19 protein-coding genes are annotated in these 22,629 nt (G+C 42.7%); all 19 read left to right on the top strand.

What is annotated here, in order from left to right:
• The first annotated feature begins 23 nt into the window (after positions 1-23).
• On the top strand, positions 24-464 hold the full coding sequence (locus INF28_RS07285; RefSeq protein WP_226392808.1) for an NfeD family protein: 441 nt from the start codon (positions 24-26) through the stop codon (positions 462-464).
• A gap of 32 nt (positions 465-496) precedes the next feature.
• Entirely contained in the window at positions 497-1,432 is a 936-nt protein-coding gene (locus INF28_RS07290; protein WP_226392809.1) for an SPFH domain-containing protein, read from the top strand.
• Positions 1,433-1,542: 110 nt separating this feature from the next.
• Positions 1,543-2,286, top strand: coding sequence for a YebC/PmpR family DNA-binding transcriptional regulator (locus tag INF28_RS07295; RefSeq protein WP_226392810.1), 744 nt, complete (start codon positions 1,543-1,545; stop codon positions 2,284-2,286).
• 70 nt (positions 2,287-2,356) lie between these two features.
• A complete protein-coding gene (locus tag INF28_RS07300; RefSeq protein ID WP_226392811.1) occupies positions 2,357-3,451 on the top strand; it encodes a metallophosphoesterase family protein in 1,095 nt (364 codons plus the stop codon).
• Position 3,452: 1 nt separating this feature from the next.
• A complete protein-coding gene (locus INF28_RS07305) occupies positions 3,453-5,540 on the top strand; it encodes an ATP-binding protein (RefSeq protein WP_226392812.1) in 2,088 nt (695 codons plus the stop codon).
• Entirely contained in the window at positions 5,530-5,886 is a 357-nt protein-coding gene (locus INF28_RS07310) for an Asp23/Gls24 family envelope stress response protein (RefSeq protein ID WP_226392813.1), read from the top strand. The genes INF28_RS07305 and INF28_RS07310 overlap by 11 nt, the downstream gene beginning before the upstream one ends.
• A 41-nt stretch (positions 5,887-5,927) precedes the next feature.
• Complete coding sequence (locus INF28_RS07315) at positions 5,928-7,547, top strand: DAK2 domain-containing protein (RefSeq protein WP_226392814.1); 1,620 nt, start codon at positions 5,928-5,930, stop codon at positions 7,545-7,547.
• A gap of 1 nt (position 7,548) precedes the next feature.
• A complete protein-coding gene (gene recG, locus INF28_RS07320; protein WP_226392815.1) occupies positions 7,549-9,600 on the top strand; it encodes an ATP-dependent DNA helicase RecG in 2,052 nt (683 codons plus the stop codon).
• An 83-nt stretch (positions 9,601-9,683) separates the two neighbouring features.
• Entirely contained in the window at positions 9,684-11,666 is a 1,983-nt protein-coding gene (locus INF28_RS07325) for a glycoside hydrolase family 3 C-terminal domain-containing protein (protein WP_226392816.1), read from the top strand.
• Positions 11,667-11,880: 214 nt separating this feature from the next.
• Entirely contained in the window at positions 11,881-13,686 is a 1,806-nt protein-coding gene (lepA, locus tag INF28_RS07330) for a translation elongation factor 4 (RefSeq protein ID WP_226392817.1), read from the top strand.
• Between the two features lie 57 nt (positions 13,687-13,743).
• Positions 13,744-14,853: a radical SAM family heme chaperone HemW gene (gene hemW, locus INF28_RS07335; RefSeq protein ID WP_226392818.1), complete on the top strand. Its 1,110-nt coding sequence runs from the start codon at positions 13,744-13,746 to the stop codon at positions 14,851-14,853.
• A gap of 183 nt (positions 14,854-15,036) precedes the next feature.
• Positions 15,037-15,372 carry a MazG-like family protein gene (locus INF28_RS07340; protein ID WP_226392819.1) on the top strand — a complete coding sequence of 112 codons (336 nt, stop codon included), beginning with the start codon at positions 15,037-15,039 and terminating at the stop codon, positions 15,370-15,372.
• Entirely contained in the window at positions 15,353-16,354 is a 1,002-nt protein-coding gene (locus tag INF28_RS07345) for a DUF2232 domain-containing protein (protein WP_226392820.1), read from the top strand. Before INF28_RS07340 ends, INF28_RS07345 begins: the two co-directional genes overlap by 20 nt.
• Positions 16,338-18,386, top strand: a complete 2,049-nt coding sequence (locus tag INF28_RS07350; protein ID WP_226392821.1) for a DHH family phosphoesterase — start codon at positions 16,338-16,340, stop codon at positions 18,384-18,386. The genes INF28_RS07345 and INF28_RS07350 overlap by 17 nt, the downstream gene beginning before the upstream one ends.
• Before the next feature lie 37 nt (positions 18,387-18,423).
• Positions 18,424-18,873, top strand: a complete 450-nt coding sequence (rplI, locus tag INF28_RS07355) for a 50S ribosomal protein L9 (RefSeq protein WP_226392822.1) — start codon at positions 18,424-18,426, stop codon at positions 18,871-18,873.
• Between the two features lie 38 nt (positions 18,874-18,911).
• On the top strand, positions 18,912-20,285 hold the full coding sequence (dnaB, locus tag INF28_RS07360) for a replicative DNA helicase (protein WP_226392823.1): 1,374 nt from the start codon (positions 18,912-18,914) through the stop codon (positions 20,283-20,285).
• On the top strand, positions 20,275-21,708 hold the full coding sequence (tilS, locus tag INF28_RS07365) for a tRNA lysidine(34) synthetase TilS (RefSeq protein ID WP_226392824.1): 1,434 nt from the start codon (positions 20,275-20,277) through the stop codon (positions 21,706-21,708). The genes dnaB and tilS overlap by 11 nt, the downstream gene beginning before the upstream one ends.
• Positions 21,683-22,234, top strand: coding sequence for a hypoxanthine phosphoribosyltransferase (gene hpt, locus INF28_RS07370; protein ID WP_226392825.1), 552 nt, complete (start codon positions 21,683-21,685; stop codon positions 22,232-22,234). The genes tilS and hpt overlap by 26 nt, the downstream gene beginning before the upstream one ends.
• 99 nt (positions 22,235-22,333) lie before the next feature.
• Positions 22,334-22,591, top strand: a complete 258-nt coding sequence (locus tag INF28_RS07375; RefSeq protein WP_226392826.1) for a hypothetical protein — start codon at positions 22,334-22,336, stop codon at positions 22,589-22,591.
• Positions 22,592-22,629 lie beyond the last annotated feature (38 nt).

The following is a 22,629-nucleotide window of genomic DNA, read 5'->3' on the forward strand; positions in this document are numbered from 1 at the left end:
GGATGGAGAAATAAGGTGAGTTTATGGCAGGCGCAGTAATTGTATGGCTGGTAACAGCGGTGGTTCTTGGAATTATCGAAGGCCTGACGGTTGCACTGGTTTGCATCTGGATGGCTGTGGCAGCGGTTGCGGCGGCGGTAGCGGCCGCGCTGAATGCCAGCATTATGGTACAGATTTTGGTCTTTGCGGTTGTTTCGGTTGTATTGCTGATTTTGACTGCCCCGCTCAGCAGAAAGTTCCGCCACGGAAAACGTATCCGTACCAATGCGGACAGGCTTTTTGGACAAAAAGGGGTTGTGATTCGCAAAATTGATTCGGTCGAAAACAAGGGACAGATTAAGGTCATGGGACAAGTGTGGTCTGCCTCTGGTAAAGATGGACAGTCTTTTGCATGTGGCGAGGAAGTGTTGGTGGATCACATTGAGGGTGTTCATGCTGTGGTAACGGCTGTTTCGGATAAGTAAAGCTGATATCTTCCATCAAAGGAGAATGATGTATGTTTATTTTTTTGATAGGGATTTTGATCGTTATTATTTTAGTCTTGTTGTCCTGTATTAAGATCGTTCCCCAGGCCCATTCTTATGTCATCGAACGGCTGGGAGCATTTCATGCTACATGGGGTGTAGGACTTCATTTTAAGCTTCCGCTCATTGAGCGGGTAGCAAAGCGGGTTAGCCTTAAGGAACAGGTAGTAGATTTTCCGCCTCAACCGGTTATTACTAAGGATAATGTTACCATGCAGATAGATACTGTGGTTTATTTCCAAATCACTGATCCAAAGCTTTATACTTATGGTGTGGATATGCCAATGTCTGCAATTGAGAATTTAACAGCAACTACGCTGCGTAATATTATTGGTGATATGGAATTGGATGAAAGTTTGACTTCCAGAGATGTGATCAATACGCAAATGCGTTCTATTTTAGATGAGGCTACGGATCCCTGGGGAATTAAAGTCAATCGTGTTGAGCTGAAAAATATTATTCCTCCAGCAGGTATTCGTGAGGCCATGGAAAAGCAGATGAAAGCAGAACGGGAACGTCGGGAGGCGATCCTTAGAGCTGAGGGCGAAAAGAAATCAGCCGTGCTGGTAGCAGAAGGTGAAAAAGAGTCTCGAATTTTGCAGGCAGAAGCTGAAAAGCGGTCTCAGATTTTACAGGCAGAAGCCGAAAAAGAAGCTGCGATCCGTATTGCAGAAGGTGAGGCACAGGCAATTTTAGAAGTACAAAAAGCAACAGCGGAAGGATTACGGATGCTCAATGAAGCAAGTCCCACACAGCAGGTCATTGCTATCAAGAGCTTAGAGGCATTTGCGAAAGCGGCAGATGGCAAAGCAACCAAAATTATTATTCCTTCAGAGATTCAAGGACTTGCGGGTCTGGCAGCTGGATTAAAAGAGCTTATCGTTGAGGAAAAAGCAAAAAGCGAATAACAGAAGGCAGTCTTGATTCCATGCGGGAGGGGGAATTTTCCCCTCCTGCTTTGGCGTCCCGGTTTCGGGACAGAATACAGAGAGTAAAGAGTTTAGGAGGTTTTACATTTATGTCAGGACATTCCAAGTGGGCAACTATCAAAAGGAAAAAAGGTGCCATTGATGCAAAAAGGGGTAAGATATTTACCAAATTGGGCAGAGAACTTATGGTCGCCGTGAAAGAAGGAGGACCGGATCCGGATTCCAATTCCAAGTTAAGAGATGTGATTGCCAAAGCGAAGGCAAACAACATGCCAAATGATACCATTCAGCGCAGCATTAAGAAAGCATCAGGCGAAGGCAGCACCAATGAGTACTTTGAAATGGTTTATGAAGGCTATGGCCCCAGCGGAATTGCCGTGATTGTAGAAACACTTACGGATAACAAAAACAGAACTGCCGGTGATCTTCGGCATTTTTTTGATAAGAATGGCGGAAATCTTGGACAAAATGGCTGTGTAAGTTTTATGTTTGATAGAAAAGGCGTGCTGGTGGTGGAAAAAGGCGATGGCATAGATGAAGATGCGCTGATGATGGACGCTTTGGAGGCCGGAGCAGATGATTTTAATGTGGAAGACGATTGTTATGAAATTTTGACTGCGCCGGAATCGTTTAGCGCGGTGCGTGAAGCACTGGAGAAATCAGGGTATTCTTTTGTTCAAGCGGAAATTAACTATATTCCTCAGACTACGACAGTTTTAGAAGATCCGGAATCAGTAAAGAAAATGGAAAAACTTATTGACATGCTGGAAGAAAACGATGATGTACAAAATGTTTATCATACTTGGGAGATGCCGGAAGATTCGGAAGAATAGGAAGAAAAAGGACGTTTTTTGACGTCCTTTCTTGCTTCCCAAAACAGTTGGAATAAGAGGAGGTATTGTTATGCCATCGTTTGTTCATACAGCAGATCTCCATTTGGACACTCCTTTTTCTGCCAGATTTACGCAGAGACAGGCAGAACTGCGCCGTCAGGAAATGCTGCAGACTTTTCAGAAAATTGCGCAGCGGGCGTCAGAGGCAGATCTTTTTTTTCTCAGCGGGGATATTTTTGACAGTGAATTGGTTTCTGGTGATACGATTGCGTTTTTAAAGCGATGTTTTTCAAATATGCCTCATACATTGATCTTTATTGCAGCGGGCAATCATGATCCATTTACCGAAAATTCCATTTACCACACATTGCAATGGGGTAAAAATGTTCATATTTTTTCTACTGAAATGGAATACGTTGATTTGCCCCAGTGGAATTTACGTGTACATGGACGTAGTTTTCGCGAAGAGCATGAACCACGACCGATACTGACTGTTTTGGAGAAGAAAGAAAATTGGAGTAACGTTCTTGTCCTTCATGGTGATGTCATTGCCTCCGGGGAAAGTATGTATGGGCCTATATTAAAAGACGATCTGGAACGTAGTGGAGTAGAATATGCAGCACTGGGACATATCCATCAATACAGCGGTATTCAAAGAGCTGGAGATACATTTTATGCATATCCTGGAATCCCAGAAGGCAGAGGGTTTGATGAAACAGGCCGGAAGGGATTCATTGCAGGTGAAATTTCCAAAGGAAGAGTAACGGCAGAATGGATTCCAGTGAACCGGCGTAGTTTTTGGGAAATTACCGTTGATGTAAGTATGGCTGAAGATCGGATTCATGTTTTGGAAACCGTAAGAAATAAAATGAAAGAAAAAGGCAGTACAGATGATATTTTTCGAATTATCTTAACGGGAAAGCTGGATCAAAATTTGATTCAACCTGAATTGCTGGAAGATCAGCTGAAAGACAGTGCATTTTATTTTAATATTTTGAATCGAACCCGGCCTGCTTATTCTTTGCAGGAGATCGCAGAGGAACCCACTTTGCGGGGCGCATTTGTACGGGATATGCTGGAAAAAATGAAGAATATGCCGAAAGAGGAGCAGGAAATAGGATTTTTGGCTATAGAAATCGGATTGCGGGCAATGGAGGAACGATAGTATGGTTTGCTTAACGGAGGCGGTTTTGATTCGCTTTGGGAAATTTAAAAATTGTTCCTTAAAATTTCAGCCTGGGCTGCATGTCATTTATGGAGAAAATGAAACGGGAAAATCTACCCTTCAGCTTTTTTTGAAAGTGATGTTTTTTGGTGCAGCCACACGAAAAAAAGCCGATGAAATGCTAAAAGAGCGAGAAAGAATGATTCCATGGGGTGAAAAGAATGCCGAAGGTATCTTACGTTTGCATGTGGATGACAGAGATTTGGAAATCAGACGTAGATTTGGAAAAACGGCAGCAGCGGACAAAACGGAGATCTTTGATCTGCACACCGGAGAGGTTCCGGCTGGGTTTACCGCGGATTCGATAGGAGAAAAACTGTTTGGTGTTAATGTTTCTGTATTTGAAAAAACCTTTTGGATTCGTCAAGATGGCGTTCTATTTGCGGGGAAGGATGAAGAATTAAACCGTCGACTGATGAATTTGTGTTCGTCTGGGGATGAAGAAATTTCAGCAGAACATACCATTGTGTTACTTGAAAAACAGAAACGGATGATTAAAGCAAAGGACAAACGAAGCACGCCAGGAAAACTGGATGATTTGTATGCTGAAAAAGATAATTTGCTGCTAAAATTGAAACAGATCCAAAATGATACGGATAAAAGGGAAGCCGCAGAAAGGGAATTGAAAGTTGCGCAAGACCGGCTTTGTGAAATTGAAAAGGAGATGGAAGAATTAACACTGGAAAGCAAGGCGCAGGAACGACTGAAAAATTTGGAAATACGGCTTCAAAAATGGAAGCAGGCAGAGATACTTCAGCAACGAGAAACCGAAGCAAAAAGCCGGGAGGAATATGAAAAATTTGTTGGATTAGAGGAACAGATGGTTTTGCAGGCAGAAGAACAAGAAAGACGAATAAAAACTCTTGACCAAAACGTACAGATAGGGTATGATAAAGAGAGAGCAGAGAAAACTGCTGCAGAAGAAAGAGGAAAATTATGGATTGGTCTCTTTTTTATGGCGGTTGGATTCATCGTTTTTGCCCTAGCTGTGGTACTGGCCATTCTTCAGCATTTGGCAGCCGCTGGCGGGACAGTCGTAATTAGCATTATGTTCGCATGGATCGGGGTCTGGTGGTATTTTCGTTGTAAGCAGCATAACTTGGATGCTATGCGAAAATATTATGCCTGCGAAGCCGAAATGGATAAAATGCGGAGGGAAAAGGAAGAGTGCGGCGTGCGTCTGGAAAATATACTTCGTCCATATGGATGTGGGAGCGCATCTGAACTGCGCTGTGGAATGGAGAAATGCAGAAAAGCGATTTTGGAAGCAGAAAGCTTTCATAACGCCCGTTGTACTTTGCTGGAAATGGAAGATGAGGAAGCACTTCGAAAAGATGCTGAAGAAGCTAAAGCTCTTTTAAAAAACGATTCTAGTTTGCTGCGGAAAAATATTGCAGGGCGCATAGAACAGCTCCAGCAGTCAAAGACCGATATGGTCGTGAATATTAGTGATTTGAAAACGAAAATAGATTTTGCATTTCAAAATCAACAAAGACCAGCAGACATTGAATCATGCCTGCGGTTTTTAGATGAAGATATTGCAGAACAAAAAAAGCTGCTGCGTGCTGTTGAAATGGCCCAGGAGGTATTCACGGATACCGTCCGTAGAAGAAAATCTGACTTTACTCCTCAGATTAATGCAAAAGTGAATCAATATTTGGATATACTTACAGTAGGAAAGTATCATGAAACACGTGTCTCGGAAGAATATCGAATTCAGATTTCGCCGCAGAATACAGGACTTTATTCATCGGAGTATTTTAGCTTTGGTACTCGTCAGCAGCTGTATTTAGCGCTCCGACTTGCTCTTGGCAGTTTAATAGGGCAAGGAAATGAGCCGCTGTTTTTGGATGATTTTTTAATTGCCTATGATGATGCGCGGGCAGAGGCAGCAATTACACTTTTAAAACAGATTTCATTAAAACGTCAGATTATATTATTTACCTGTCACAACAGGGATGTGGAATATGCGGCCAAGGCAGGCGCCGCAATCAGTCATTTAGAGGAGGAGATAATCAATGTCTGCTGAAGTGAAAAATGAACGTGGAGTAATTCGGATTTCCAATAATGTCATTGCAAAGCTGGCAGGTTATGCGGCAACCAAGTGCTATGGCGTGGTGGGAATGGCCACTAGAAATAGTAAGGATGGCCTTGCCAGTTTACTTAAAAAGGAAAGTATGGACCGAGGTATTAAAATTAAAGTTGTTGAAAATGCGTTGTACATCGCATTGTATGTAATTATGGAATATGGTGTAAATATCGGGACAGTAGGAGATATTGTGAAAAACAGCGTGAAATATCAGGTGGAGGAAATGACGGGGCTGGAGGTGCGTTCTGTAACCGTTAATGTGGAGAGCATTCGCGTGCACCGGTAGAAAGAAACGGGCAGAACGGCTTGCCAGAAGGAGGAAATATTGTGGAAGTGATACGCAGCGAAGAAATTCGGCAGATGATTGCATCTGCTTCAAATCATTTACAAAATAACCGTAAACATATTAATGATTTAAATGTGTTTCCTGTTCCAGATGGAGATACAGGAACCAATATGGGAATGACATTTGGTGCAGCGGCTGAAGAAGCACTCTCTTCTCATAAGGATGCGACTGCTGGAGAGATATTGGATGTTTTGGCAAAGTCCTCTTTGCGAAATGCCAGAGGAAATTCTGGTGTAATATTGTCCCAAATTCTACGCGGTCTTGCTGCTGCGCTGCATGGACATTCCAAGATAGGAAGCGCAGAAATTGCTGCAGCAATTTGTGAAAGCCGGGATACAGCATACCGCGCTGTGATGAAGCCCACGGAAGGAACTATTTTAACAGTAGTGCGGCAAACCGCTGAATTCGCAGAGGAACATGTTCAAAATTTTTCAAATCCGGTGGAATTTTTAAACGCCCTGCTTCAGGCGGCGAAAGAGAGCTTGGATCAAACTCCTGAAATCTTGCCTGTACTGAAGCAGGCCGGCGTAGTGGATGCTGGAGGAATGGGCGTTGTAACGCTTATGGAAGGCGCCGTAGCGGCTTTAAACGGCCATCCAGTGGCATTGAGTAGCGAGGCAGCTGCACAGCAGCTTTTGGCTGGGCAAACTACGAAAATACCGGATGAAGAAATTAAATTTCTCTATTGTACAGAATTTTTGATTCATAAAACACCGGAAAGGCAGACAGCGCAATTTAATGCAGCCATTCGCTCTAAAGGCGACTGTATGCTTGTGATTGAGGATGAGGAGGTCGTGAAGGTACATATTCACACCAACCATCCCGGATTTGTTATTGAACAAGCACTGAAATTGGGTGAATTGACCAATCTGAAAATTGACAACATGAAATATCAACATGAAGAGAGAATTGGAAAAATGGAACAGAAACAGGCTAAACCTCAAAAGCAAACAGGGTTTGTGGCGGTTTCGGCAGGGGATGGCTTGGATGAGGTTTTCCGCAGTGTGGGTATTGATGTGGTTGTGGAAGGCGGACAGACTATGAATCCCAGCACGCAGGATCTTTTAAATGCAGTGCAGCGTACAGGAGCGCAGACGGTGTTTATCTTTCCAAACAATAAAAATATTATTTTGGCCGCAGAGCAGGTGGATGAGCTGACGCCTCAGAAAGTAATTGTGATCCCCACCAAAAATATTCCTCAAGGTATTTCTGCTATGTTGGCATTTGACGAAGAAGCAGATATAGAAGAAAATGAAAAAGCCATGCTTGCGGTGATTGATACTGTAAAATGCGGTCAGATTACCTTTGCTGCCAGAAATTCCGCTATTGATGGGTTTGAAATTCATAAAGGGGATATTATGGGCATGTTAGGCGGAAAAATTCAAAAGATAGGCAAAGATATTAATGAGGTCACACAGGAATTGGTGCACGGTATGATCGATGAAGATAGTGGTATGATTACCATCTATTATGGTAAGGATGTTGACAGGAAGACGGCAGAAGCATTAGAAAAACTGCTGGCTGATAAGTATGAATATCTGGATATTTCTCTGATTTACGGTGGTCAGCCGGTATATTATTATTTTGTTGCGGTGGAATAAAATGAAACTGAAAGACAGTATTCGTTATTTAAAAGGAATAGGAGAAAAACGCGCCGAGCTGTTTCATAAGCTTGGCGTGTTTACTATACATGATTTGCTTCTGCATTTACCCAGAACCTATGAAGATCGCACCCGTATCTGCACGGTTGAAAATCTGGAAGAAGGAGACAGTGTTTGTGTGCAGGTGTCGCTTGCAGGAGGAATCCGGAATTTTCGCGCCAGAAACGGCGCACAAGTGATACAGGCTTCTGTAACGGATGGTACCGGTGTGCTGAAGGTCATGTGGTTTCATGCAGCATATATCAAAAAGACTTTGCAGAGTGCGGAAGAATTTGTACTGTTTGGAAAGGTGAACTTTCGTGGATTTCTTCCGGAAATGATTAATCCTGTTCTGGAGGTATCAGACAAGGCCGGGAACAGAACTGGAAAAATTCTTCCGGTTTATCCATGCACGGCAGGATTGAGCCAGAGAGATATCCGCAATGCTGTTCAGAATGCGCTTACTTTGCTTTCTGAGCCGATACCGGATGCAGTTCCGCTTTGCCTTCAAAAGAAATATCATTTGATGTCGGAAGAGGAAGCAATACGACAGATTCATGCTCCGGAAAGTTTAGAGCATTTTTGTGATGCCCGGCGGCGGCTGGCGTTTGAAGAGTTTTTGATTCTTCAAACCGGGATTGTGGCGGCAAAATCCCAGCGTAAGATGGGGTCTGCACCTTGCTTTGAAAATGTGAAATGTATTGCAGATTTTGCAAAAGGTCTTCCTTTTGCGTTGACCAATGCACAGAAACGGGTCATTAACGAGATCAGTGCCGATCTGCGCCGAGAGATACCTATGAATCGTTTGGTGCAAGGGGATGTGGGTTCGGGAAAAACGGTTGTGGCTGCTGCTGTCATGTTTGCTGCTGTGCGTTCTGGATTTCAAGCCGCCATGATGGCACCTACAGAAATACTTGCAAAGCAGCATTACGAAAATTTAAAAAAGTTGTTTGCCCCGTGGAACATTACCGTCGCATTTTTAAGCGGCGGGCAAAAACAGGTAGAGCGTAGCGAGAATCTGCAAATGATTGCAGACGGAACGGCAGGTGTCGTGGTAGGAACGCATGCATTAATTACCGACACCGTTGCTTTTTACCGCCTAGGGCTAGCAGTAACAGATGAACAACATCGGTTTGGAGTGCGCCAGAGAACTGCGCTTTCGGGGAAAAGCGATAAAATTCATACATTGGTTATGACGGCCACCCCAATTCCGCGAACTTTGTCTTTAATCCTGTATGGAGATTTGGATATTTCAATTATTGATGAACTTCCGGCAGGACGAAAAAAAATTGAAACCTATGCAGTGGGGGAAAGCAAACGCAGTCGAGTGGAACAGTTTGTTCTTAACCAGATGAACAGCGGAAGACAAGCATATTTTATATGTCCGTTGGTGGAAGAATCTGAGGTGATTGAAGCAAATGCTGTGGATGAATATTTAAAATATATGCGCAGCGGCGCATTTAGAGGAAGAAAAATTGAAGCGCTCCACGGACGGATGAAGACGGCGGAAAAAGAAGATGTGATGAACCGTTTTGCAAAGGGTGAGATTGAAGCACTGGTTGCAACGACAGTCATTGAAGTTGGAGTAGATGTTCCCAATGCCAGCGTGATGGTGATAGAAAATGCAGAGAGATTTGGCCTCTCACAGCTGCATCAGCTTCGTGGACGAGTAGGACGCGGAACATGGCAGTCTTACTGTATTTTGTTTTGCAGCAGCGGTGGCTCTGTTGCGCGGGAACGAATGAAGATTATGTGCGAGACAGAGGATGGATTTAAAATTGCCGAAAAGGATTTAGAATTGCGGGGACCAGGAGAATTTCTTGGAACCCGTCAGCATGGATTGCCGCAAATGCATGCAGGAGATTTGATGACAGATATGCAGTTGCTGAAAGAAGCACAAAAAGCTGCGGAGGAAGTTCTGGAACGGGATCCCGAATTGAAAACCCCGGAAATGGAGGAATTGCATAGGAGAGTGGATGAGAATTTTGAAAAGGCTGGCAGAATTCTAAATTAACATGCAACAATGATTGACAGCATGGTCTAGAGATGATATGATACAAAAAACACATATTATATACACAAAAAGGGGTTTATTTTATGCAAGAGAAAGAAAGAGCCAAACAACGCGCCAAAGAATTGGTGTCCCAAATGACGGTAGAGGAAATGGCAAGCCAACTGCGATATGACGCACCCGCTATTGAAAGGTTAGGAATCCCTGCCTATAACTGGTGGAATGAGGGACTGCACGGCGTTGCCAGAGCTGGAACAGCAACCGTTTTCCCGCAGGCAATTGGCTTAGCGGCAACATTTGATACACAGCTGATTCATCGGACGGCAGATATTATTGCTACGGAAGCACGGGCCAAATATAATGCGGCAGTAAAAGAGGGTGACCGTGATATTTATAAGGGACTTACTTTATGGTCGCCCAACATTAACATCTTCCGTGACCCGCGTTGGGGCCGCGGACATGAAACATATGGAGAGGATCCTTTTTTGACCGCTGCACTGGGTGTTGCTTTTGTAAAAGGTTTGCAGGGCGATGGAGAATATTTAAAGTGTGCAGCGTGTGCAAAACATTTTGCTGTCCACAGCGGTCCGGAAGCGTTGCGGCATGAATTTGATGCCCAAGCAAGTGAAAAAGATATGGAAGAAACCTATCTGCCTGCGTTTAAGGAATTGGTGACCAAGGCGGGAGTGGAAGGTGTTATGGGTGCTTATAATCGTGTAAACGGAGAGCCGGCATGTGCAAGTCCCTCTTTGCAGAAGAGGCTTCGGGGAGAGTGGAAGTTTGATGGATATTTTGTTTCAGATTGCTGGGCAATCCGTGATTTTCATGAGCATCATATGGTGACAAAAACAGCGCCGGAAAGTGCCGCTTTGGCTATTAAAAACGGGTGTGATTTAAATTGCGGCAATACCTATCTCCATTTGTTGACTGCACTCCGGGAAGGATTGATTGAAGAAGCGGATATTCGTCAGGCCGCCGAACGCGTTATGACGACTCGGTTCCGCCTTGGACTGTTTGACCGGACGGAATATGACAATATTCCTTATTCTGTGGTAGCTTGTGAAGAACATCGGGAAGCAGCATTGCAAGCTGCCAGGGAATCGATGGTGCTATTGAAAAATAACGGGATTCTTCCGCTTAAAGCGTCAGAAAAGGTAGCGGTAATCGGACCGAATGCGGATAGCCGTGATGTGTTGCTTGGCAATTATAATGGAACGCCAAAAAAATATACTACTGTTCTGGAAGGAATTTATGAGCGTGTTGGAATGGAGAGAGTACTTTACAGCCAAGGGTGTCATTTGTACAAAGAAAAGGTTGAAAATCTGGCAATGGTTCAAGATAGACTTTCAGAAGCGGTTACAACAGCAAAAGAAAGCGATGTTGTAATTCTTTGCCTTGGCCTTGATGCTGGCCTTGAAGGAGAAGAAGGGGATGCCGGAAATGCCTATGCTTCCGGTGATAAGGCAGATTTGGAATTGCCTGCCGCTCAAAGAAAACTGCTGGATGCAATATTAGCGGTCGGAAAACCAGTTATTGTTGTTTCCATGACTGGCAGTGCAATTAATTTATCTCGTGCGCAGAAGAGCGCTGACGCTGTGATTCAGGCATGGTATCCAGGGGGTGAAGGCGGTAGAGCTGTTGCTGAACTGATTTATGGAGATTATAGCCCGTCAGGAAAGTTGCCGGTTACCTTTTATGCGAAAACAGATGACTTGCCGCCATTTACTGATTATTCTATGAAAAATAGAACGTATCGGTATTTTCAAGGAACGCCGCTGTATCCCTTTGGCTTCGGTCTTAGTTATACAACTTTTACCTATGAAGCATGCATTAGGGAACATTGCCTTTACGTTAAAGTGGCTAATACTGGAAATATGGATAGCGGGGAAGTGGTGCAAGTGTATGCGGAAAATCGATTGTGCGGTTTTACGCGTATTTTTATTCCCGCTGGCACAGTTCAAACGACTTCTTTTCCTTTAGAAGAAATGAATTTGAAGACGGAAAAGCGTCTTTTGGTGGGTGGTATTGGCTATCAACCGGAAAAATTACTGTCAATTTCTCTATATTAAAAAGAGGCGTGCTGACATTTTTGTTCCTTAAGATACAATAACAGTAGAAGATACTTTTTCAGTAACACCGAATACCACATTTTCTGGTGTCAGGTCACTGCTGATAGTATCTTCTTTTTATTATATAATGAAGTATTTTTAAAAAGTGTATTGAAATTTTTTTTTAAGTATGTTAAGATTATTTGTTAGGATAAGAAAATATGGAGGAAGCACGATGAGTGAGCATCAGAAGCATATAAGAAATTTTTCAATTATTGCCCATATTGATCATGGTAAAAGTACGCTGGCAGATCGATTGCTTGAAGTAACAGGCGCTTTGACACAACGTGAAATGCAAGCGCAGATCTTGGATAATATGGACTTGGAGCGGGAACGTGGAATTACAATTAAAGCCCGTGCAGTTAAGCTTAGATATAAAGCCAAAGATGGACAGGAGTATATACTCAATTTGATTGATACGCCGGGACATGTTGATTTTAATTATGAAGTCTCCCGTAGTCTTGCAGCCTGTGAAGGAGCTGTCCTTGTGGTAGATGCGGCACAGGGAATCGAAGCTCAGACCCTTGCCAATACTTATCTTGCCCTTGAGCATGATTTGGAACTGGTTCCTGTTATCAATAAAATCGACCTCCCTTCGGCACGTCCCGAAGAGGTGAAAAAGGAAATTGAAGATGTAATTGGAATTGACGGAGAGGATGCCCCTTGTATTTCAGCCAAAAACGGAATCAATATAGAGGCTGTTTTGGAAAAAATTGTGGAGCTGATTCCGCCGCCCTCGGGAGATGAAAATGCACCGCTGAAGGCTTTGATTTTTGACTCTTATTACGACCCTTATAAGGGTGTTATTGTTTATGTGAGAATTATGGATGGAAAACTGCGCCCTGGAATGAAAATTCGTATGATGGCAGCTGGTGCAGAATTTGAAGTGGTAGAAACCGGATATTTGCATCCTGCGGGCATAGTGCCTGCACAAGAAATCTCAGCCGGAGAGGTTGGCTTTATTGCGGCAAGCATTAAAAATGTCCGTGACGTGCATGTGGGTGATACAGTAACCACAGCGGAAAACGGTGCCAAAGAACCGTTGCCTGGCTATAAAGAGGTGAAGCCAATGGTTTACTGTGGTATTTATCCGGCAGATGGCGCACGGTATGATGATTTGAGGGAAGCCCTTGAAAAGCTTCAATTAAACGATGCTTCGCTTCGATTTGATGCAGAAACATCGGTGGCGCTTGGCTTTGGTTTCCGCTGTGGTTTTTTGGGTTTGTTGCATATGGAAATTATTCAGGAGCGATTGGAACGGGAATATAATTTGGATTTAGTAACAACAGCTCCATCGGTGGAATATAAAATTATCAAAACTGACGGTTCGGAACTTTTTATTGATAACCCTACCAACCTTCCTGATCCATCTGAAATTGATCAGATGATGGAGCCAATTGTCAAAGCTTCTATTATGACTCCTAAAGAATATGTAGGCAGTATTATGGAACTGTGTCAGGATCGGCGCGGGACTTATATTGATATGACATACCTGGACGAAACACGAGTATCCCTCAATTACGATTTGCCGCTGAATGAAATTATTTATGATTTTTTTGACGCTCTCAAATCCAGGACTCGTGGATATGCTTCATTTGATTATGAATTTAAATGTTTTGTGCCCGCGGAACTTGTCAAATTAGATATGCTTTTAAACGGTGAAATGGTGGATGCTCTTTCATTTATTGTGCATAAGGACCGGGCATATGCCCGCGGTCGGAGAATGGCGGAAAAATTAAAGGAAGTGATTCCAAGACAACTCTTTGAAGTGCCGATTCAGGCCGCAGTCGGCGGTAAAATTATTGCTAGGGAAACTGTGCGCGCCATGCGCAAAGATGTGTTGGCAAAATGCTATGGTGGAGATATTACAAGAAAACGCAAGCTTTTGGAAAAACAAAAAGAAGGAAAAAAGCGTATGCGTCAGGTGGGATCTGTTGAGGTGCCCCAGGAGGCGTTTATGTCCGTTTTGAAGTTGGATTGACGCAAAATGTCGGCCTTTTTTGGCCGGCATTTTATCTTTCGAGAAAGGAAACCAAATATGTGTCTTGGAATTTATGTTCATATCCCGTTTTGTGCTTCAAAATGCAATTACTGTGATTTTAATTCTTATGCAGGCATTTTGGATAAACAGCAAGAATATTGCGAAGCTTTATCTCAGGAAATCCGTAAGTTTCACATGCGAAGAACGGTAGATACTGTGTACTTTGGCGGAGGAACACCTACGTTGCTTCAACCGGAGCGGTTGGTGAATGTTTTTTGTGTGCTAAAAGAACACTTTCCTTTCACCCAAAGTTGTGAGGTTACTGCAGAGTGTAATCCTGGTACGATAGACTTTGACGGATTAAAAAAATTGCGGGATGCTGGGTTTAACCGGCTAAGCATAGGCATGCAGTCAGCCAGTGATGAGATACTCAAGCAGTTAGGGCGGATTCATAACTTTGAAGACTGTAGATCTTGTGTTGAAAATGCCCGTAGAGCAGGATTTCAAAATTTATCCGTCGACTTGATTTTTGGACTACCGGAACAGACTAAAGAAGATTGGATGCATACATTGAAACAAGCGACCGCACTTTCTCCCCAACATATTTCGTGTTATGCACTGAAAATCGAACCTGGCACACCTTTTGCAGACATGTCATTGAAATTGCCGGATGATGATTTGTGCAGGATGTTTTATGATTATGCTGTGGAGTATCTTGATTCCATGGGATATATTCAGTATGAAATATCTAATTTTGCTTTCCCGGGATATGAAAGCCGTCATAACTGTAAATACTGGCAGTGTGATGATTTTGCCGGCTTTGGAGCAGGGGCATATTCCTGCATCAATACCAACCGGTACAATAATGTATTGGATGTCAGCCAATATTGCAAGAAAATCTTTTCGGAAGGATCTGCAGTAAGAGAAACTGTTTTATTGACACCGGAAGATCGGATGAGTGAATTCTGCTTTTTGGGGCTTCGTATGAACCAGGGAATTGATATAGGAACCTTTCAAAAACGATTTCATATGCCGCTGGAACAGATTTATGGAGAGGTATTGCAAAAAAATTATCTGCGCGGAACTTTGAGGCGGGAGAAAAACAGAATTTATATTCCGAAGCAATGGTTGTTTGTATGTAACAGTATTTTAGTGGACTTTGTATGATAAAAAAGAAATGGTTGTAATATGTGAAAGGATATTAAGGCTTGTTTTATTTCCTTTTTGACGAAGTTTCAAGTGATTAATTCGTTTTTTATGAAAAAAACAGTTGAAAAGTACAGCGTAATTTGGTATTATAATATAATAGCTGATTTATATCTTTATTCGTCCGGAAATGAGGCGGGAAAAATGGAAATTGATATTGCAAATAATATTAAGGCAGTAGAATTGCTGAAGGTGGAAATGCTTCAAAATATAACCGATCTTTTTGGAGACATTACTGCAGAAGCGGATAATGAAACACGCTTTCGTATTACACAAGATGCGGCACGTTTGATTGGGCAGGCTTATCTTTTGTGCGGCAGGCTTGGAATTGAATATGAAGAAATAGATGATGAAATAAAGGCTTTGCTGAGAGACAGTATTGCAAAGCGGCATTTGCTGGAACGCAGGTTTGGCGATTTAAGCGCATTACTTGCTTGTTTGGAAAACAGAAAGGACAGATATGAAAAATACGAAGGTTAAAATGATCATGGATACAGCGGTTTGCATCGGTATTGCATGTCTGTTTATGGTAATTTCGCTTTATGTTCCGCTGTTGGCACTTTTTTCATCTGTTCTCGGTGGAATGCCGATGATTTATCTGGGGGTAAAATATCGTGCAGGTGTTTCGGCTGTAGCTGGTATTTTAGGAGTCCTGATTCTGATTTTGCTAACGGGTAATCCTTTCTCTGCTTTGCTGGTTGGTATAGCAGCTTTGCTTCCAGGATGCGTTGTTGGATATGCTATTCCGCGTAGAGCGATGTTTAAAACCACGGTTTTTGCGGCTGCAGGCGCTGTAATGTTTGGACTTTTAATTCAATTGATTTTGCTGAATGCTTCCGGGAATGGTTCCGGAATTGAGAATGCAGTCAATGTAACGCTTGATAATGCAAAAGATATGATGCAACAACTAACAAAAAGTTTTGCGGAAGCAGGAACGCCCAATCCGTCTGTCTTTGCAGCTTTTGATGTCGCAGTCAATCAAATAAGGGAGATGATTTTTCTTTATCTACCTTCTTTTGTGATTGGTGCATCCGTTGTGCTGGGATATCTGACAGTGATGGCCGGAATCTATGTGCTGCACCGTTTTCGGATATGCAGGATATTATATCCCCCGTTTAGCAGGTTTCATGCATCGCGGGCAATGTGCTGGGCTGCAATGATTATGTTTTTGGTTGCTTCTTTTTCCAATGATTCTACAGTTTATACAGCTGCATTGAAAAATATGGTGACTTTGCTTTACGCTTTTATCGGCGTATGTGGCTTCTCCCTGATTGATGATAAATTCAGCAAAAGGCTGCCTGTTGGATTTTTGCGTGCAGTGGTTTATTTTGCAGCTTTTTTTGTTGGCTATCTTATGATTGGATTTATTGTACAAATTTTGATTCTGATTGGATTGATTGATGGCATGTTAAATTTCAGGCGTTTAGGTAAGGTGGGTGAAGATCATGTCAAACACAACTAAAGGAGTGACGGCAGCGGAAAAAAGTTTTTTGCTTAGAAACAGTATAATTGTAGCTGCATGTTTTTTTGCCTTTGGCCTTTTGACCTTTTTATTTGCTTGGAATCGTTGTACAGAAATGCTTTTCCTTGCTTTGATGGAAATGATAGCTGCCGTTATTGCTGGTGCCGCTGGAATTTTTGCAGCGAAGAAAAGGAAGCGAGTACTGGCGGAAAAACTTGAAAATTTTGCGTTTTGTATTGAAAGTACCACGAAAGCATCAATTATGAATTTCCCGTCACCTATGGTAGTTACCACTGCGGGAGGGGCGGTGCAATGGTATAATTTACAGTTTGCTGACATGGTAGGCCGAAGTAATCTTTTTGGAGAATATCTTCAAGATCTTTTTCCTGAACTTCAGTTCAGCAGATTTGTGGAGGATGAAAATCCTACGCCGGAAGAATATTCTTATAAAGATAAAGACTACATTATTACGGGTAGCGCCGTACGAATTAACCAAGAGACGGTAATCGATACCATGGTGGGTTTGTATTTTACTGACTGTACTGCAGTTCGGAATCTTCAGCGGAAGCTGGATGATAAACGTATTGTAGTTTGTTCGGTATGTATTGATAATTATGACGAAGTTTTTAAAGGGACACCAAATAGCAGTCATGGCGCCTTAATCGGATCTATTGAGCACTGTGTGAATACCTGGGTGGATCGTGGCGATGGTGTGGTGATTCGATATGAAAGGGATAAATTTATTGTTTTGTTTGAAGAAGCCCATTTTAAAGTTTTGCTAAAGGAAAAATTTAGCGTTTTAAATGAGGTAAAAAAAATACAGCAGGGAAATCGGTTCCCGGTTACTATAAGCATCGGAGTGGGGCGTGCAGGTACTGATTTGAGAGAAAATGAACAGTTATCCCGGGATGCTTTGGATATGGCACTTGGCCGCGGCGGGGATCAGGCTGTGGTGAAAACGATTCGTGGTTTTCAATTTTATGGCGCGAAAAGTAGGGAAATTGAAAAGAGTACAAAAGTCAAAGCACGCGTTGTAGCGCATGCGCTGCGTGATCTAGCGGATCAGGCTTCCAATGTTATCATTATGGGGCATCGAAGCGGAGATGCAGATAGTGTTGGTGCTGCGGTCGGAATTTTTCGTGCTCTTTTTAACCGCAAAGTGGATGTGTACATTGCGGTGGATCGAACTCGCAATAACGCTCGGATGATTCTTGACGGACTGCTGGAAAAGGAACTGTATCAAAGCCGTATTATCCATGAAGACCGTGCTTTGAACTTGATTGATAGCGGTACACTTTTAGTCATTGTGGATACGCACCGTCCCAGCATGGTGGACTTTAAAGATGTTTTGAAAAATGTCAAAGATATTGTTTTGATAGATCATCATCGGCGGAGTGAAGATTTCATTGAAAATACAGCTCTTACTTATCACGAACCTTATGCTTCGTCTTCCAGTGAAATGGTTACAGAAATGTTGCAGTATATTTCTGATGGAATGCGGCTGGAACCGTATGAGGCGGAAGCATTGTATTGTGGTATTTATATGGATACCAAAGGGTTCACTTTTAAAACCGGAGTACGGACTTTTGAAGCGGCATCCTGTCTTAGAAAACTGGGAGCAGATCCGGTAAATGTGCGTAGATTGTTCCGCAATGATTTGAATGTTTATATACAAAGATCCAGAATCATAAGCCGCGCGAAAGTATATCGGAAAAATATCGCCATTGCTGTGTGCGACGATCTGGGTGAGGACACACAGATTGTTGTAGCGCAGGCGGCGGATGAGCTTTTGAATATTCGTGGAATTGAAGCTGCTTTTGTACTTGCTTCAGTGGGAAACCGTATTATTATCAGCGGTCGTTCTTTGGATTCTGTAAATGTACAGGTGATTTTGGAAAAACTGGGCGGTGGTGGACATATTACCATTGCCGGTGCGCAGTTGAGGAATAACAGTTTGAAATTGGCCGAAATGCGGCTGTGCGCCGCTATTGATGAGGTCGTTTTTGAAGAAGCTCCTATGGTGGAAGCCTGAGGAGACTGATATTTTATGAAAGTGAGGAGCAAAATTTATGAAAGTTATTTTAACACAAGATGTAAAATCCCAAGGAAAAAAAGGGGATTTAATCAATGTTAGTGATGGATATGCCAACAACTTTTTGCTGCCGAAAGGATTGGCAAAACTAGCCACCAAGCAAGCACTTAATGAATTGGAAGGAAAACGCGGTGCAGAACAATATAAGCGTAACCAGGAAGAAATGAAAGCTGCAAATATTGCAGAACGAATGAAAGACATTAAGGTAAAGCTTACGGCCAAGGCCGGGAAAGAAGGAAAACTATTCGGGTCTGTCACTTCAAAAGATGTAGCCCAAGCCTTGAAAGATCAGTTTCATATTGAGGTGGACAAGCGTAAAATTGATTTGCCGGATGGTATCAAGGTGTGTGGTATTCGGGAAGTGTCGGTAACCTTATATCCGGGGATTGTAGGAACTTTCCGGGTGGAGGTTACGGAACAGCAGTAAACAATTAGTAAGGTCATAGGAATTGGAGGGATTACGCAGTGAAGGAAGAACCATTGTTTTCGGAACAACAAGCTGAAACAGGATCTTCTGTGGATATGGCAATGCCCTTTAGTAATGAAGCAGAACAATCGGTGCTTGGCGCTATGTACCTTGACAGGGATTGTATACCTGATGTCTTAGGAAAAGTACGTGGTGAAGATTTTTATATCAGTAGACACAGGGAATTGTTTGAAGCGATGGTGGAATTGTATAATTTGGGAACGCCCATCGATTTGGTTACTTTAAAAGAGCACTTAACTTTGCGGGGGACGCTTGAAAAAATTGGCGGGATTTCGTTTGTTGTTGAAGTGGCAAACCTTGTGCCATCTACAGATAGCGCAGCGTATTATGCCGGTATTGTAAAAGATAAGGCTGTGGGCCGACGTTTAATCCATATGGCGGACGAGATTCGGGGAAAGTGTTATCGGGGCAATGAGGAGACCGATGATATTTTAGCTACGGCACAGCAGGAAATGATCAATATCTCTCAGGACCGCAGCAGCCGTGGGTTGATTCATATTGGAAGATATTTGGATGAAAGTCTGGAAACTTTAGAGATTTTGTCAAAAAAATCAGATGTTGTCACAGGTATTCCTACTGGATTTATTGATATTGATAGACGAACTTCCGGACTTCATGCGGCGGAATTAATTATTTTAGCAGCACGGCCGGCTATGGGAAAAACCAGTTTTGCACTGAATATTGCCCAGAACGTTGCGGTTAAGGCAAAAAAGAATGTAGCAATTTTTAGTTTGGAAATGCCTGGTATTCAGTTGGCGAACCGATTGCTCAGCTGTGAAGCAAAAATAAACTCTGAAAAAATAAAAAAAGGAAATATTAAAGATGATGAATGGGGAAAAATAGGCAATGCGATTGCGGTTCTGGCGCAGGCGGGAATTTATGTTGATGATACCTCAAGCATTACCGTTGGTGAAATTGGTGCCCGATGCCGAAAGTTGATGCTTGATAAAGGCCTTGACTTGGTTGTTATTGATTATTTACAGTTGATTTCTGGTTCATCACGTGGCGCGAATCGCCAGCAAGAGATTACTGAAATTTCTCGGACTTTGAAAATTTTAGCGAATGATTTGAATATACCTATTATTGCGTTATCTCAGTTGAGCAGAGCATCAGACAAGGAAAAACGCGAACCTATTTTAAGTGATCTCCGTGATTCCGGTGCAATTGAGCAGGATGCGGATATGGTAATTTTTCTCCATAGAGATGGATATTATCATGAAGATGCAGAAGAACCTAATAAAGCAAAGTGTAATTTTGCAAAACACAGAAACGGTGAAGTCGGATATGAATATTTGACATGGATTGGAGAATATACCATGTTTACGGACTGGAGCGGCGAACATGCAATGTGATATCAATCATAAAGTAGTAAAAAAGGTGCAGAAGACAATAAGCCGGTATCAACTGCTGCCTTCGGGCAGCAGAGTACTTGTGGGTATTTCCGGTGGCGCTGATTCCGTTTGTTTGCTGCATATTTTATATTCCTTGGCGGAGGAAATGAAGCTTAAAATTTATGCTGCGCATCTGCATCATGGAATTCGTGGGAAGGAAGCAGATAAGGATGTGGCGTTTGTCCAGAATTTGTGTCAAAAATGGCAAATACCGCTTTTTATGCAGAAGACGGATGTACCCATGCTTGCACAAGAAGAAAAGGTTTCTTTGGAAACAGCCGGGCGGCTTGCAAGATATCGCTTTTTTCACCAAGTGTGCGAAGAGCAAAAACTTGATGTGATTGCAACGGCTCATAATCAGAATGATCAAGCCGAAACCATGCTGATGAGGATATTGAGGGGAACTGGAATAGATGGACTGTCTGGAATTCGGTTTCAGCGTGTTGATGGTGTGGTTCGCCCTTTGCTTGATGTTTCCAGAAGTGAAATTGAACAATATTGTAGTGATATGAGCCTGAAATATTGTCTTGACAGCACCAATGGAGAAAACAGTTATACCAGAAATCGGATACGGAATGTATTGATTCCTATGTTGGAAGAACAGTTTAATCCGCGTATTTCAGAAACGCTTTCCCGCATGGCTCAGAATATGGCTGAAGATGGTGATTTTTTAGATCATTATGCACAGCGGTTATATCGGCGTATCAATCATCCAAAACCAAAGGCAAGACCCATCGTCTTAGACATTGCATCTCTTGGTATGGTAGAGCCGAGTATCAAAACAAGGTTAATCCGTATTGCGGCAAAGGAGGCCATGGGTACAGATTATTATCTGGAGCATCGGCATATAGAGGCAATTAAGGCGCTATTGGATAAAGAAACCGGGGCTTGTACAGAGTTGCCCAACGGACTGACTGTGGCCGTTCGTTACGGCTGGCTGGCTTTTGAAACGCCGCAGGAAATCAATAAGCAGCAAGCGCAAAAAGAATGTTGTGGTGAGATTCAGTATGAGGCGGAAACTGGAAAAATATTTGATTTTCCTGAATATGCGGTAACGCTTAAAATGGGTGTTCCGGGAGAAAAGCTGAAAAAGAATGAAATGATATTGGATTACGATAAGATAAAGAATTTTACGCTTACTGTTCGGAACCGGCGGCGCGGAGATCGGATTGCGGTATACCGGGATGGAAAAACGCGGAAGCTGAAGGATTTCATGATTGATTTAAAAATCCCGGTTTGGAAACGCGGAAATATTCCTTTGTTGTGCAGTGAAAACAGCGTGTTAGCTGTTGTTGGTTACCGTATTGCAGAACCTTATAAAATAGATGAAAATTCAAAGAGAGGATTGGTGATTTCCTATGACACAATCGATGCGGGTTGGTGAAATTCTACTGACCCAGGAACAGATCAATCGCCGCGTAACGGAACTTGCGGAAGCGGTAAATCGTGACTATCCGGGCGGTGATTTAATTGTAATTGGTATTTTGAAAGGCTGCTTTGTATTTATCAGTGATTTGGTGCGCCAGCTGTCTGGTGATGTACAAATTTATTTTATGCAGGTATCCAGTTATGGAAATGGCACGGTTAGTTCGGGAACTTTAAAGATTCAAAAGGATATTGAAGTAGATATCGCTGGTAAAAATGTTCTTCTTGCAGAAGACATTGTAGATTCCGGTCATACACTTTCTCAGTTGGTGCCGCTATTAAAAAAAAGGAATCCAAAATCAATCCGTGTCTGTGCGCTGTTGAGCAAACCATCCCGGAGACAGGTTGCGTTTGAGGCGGATTATACCGGATTTGAAATTCCCGATAAGTTTATTGTAGGATATGGATTAGACTGTGGCGAACGTTTCCGGCAGCTTCCCTACATAGCAGAGGTGGAACTTGGTCCGTCGGAAGAAGAGAATTAAGACGAAACAGGTATGAAACAGTTTTGTGTCCCTTATTAGTATTTTCCGCAGATAAGGGAAGTGTTTTTTGCCGAAGCGGAACGGCAGAATGGAGATATTATGAGCAGATGGCAGGACTATAAAGAAGAAGCGATCAACTTTGCTGCTCCATATGTGCGGCAGGCGGGAGAACATGCGGAAAACGCTGCAGAAAAAATAGGAAAAAGCTATCGGAAAAACCGTAGAAAAATTAAACGCGAATTTCGCCTGCTGCGGATAAAACGAATATTGGAAATTGCAAGCAGTATTGTTATGATTGCAGCGGCAGTTGTGGCTTTGCTTTTGTTGGCGGCAAACTGGCTGAAAGAAAAGAATTAGAAATAACACTTGTGTTTATTTATGGAAATCAGATAAAG

Origin of the sequence: Ructibacterium gallinarum, assembly GCF_014982785.1 — a bacterium.
GTDB lineage: Bacteria > Bacillota > Clostridia > Monoglobales > Monoglobaceae > Ructibacterium > Ructibacterium gallinarum.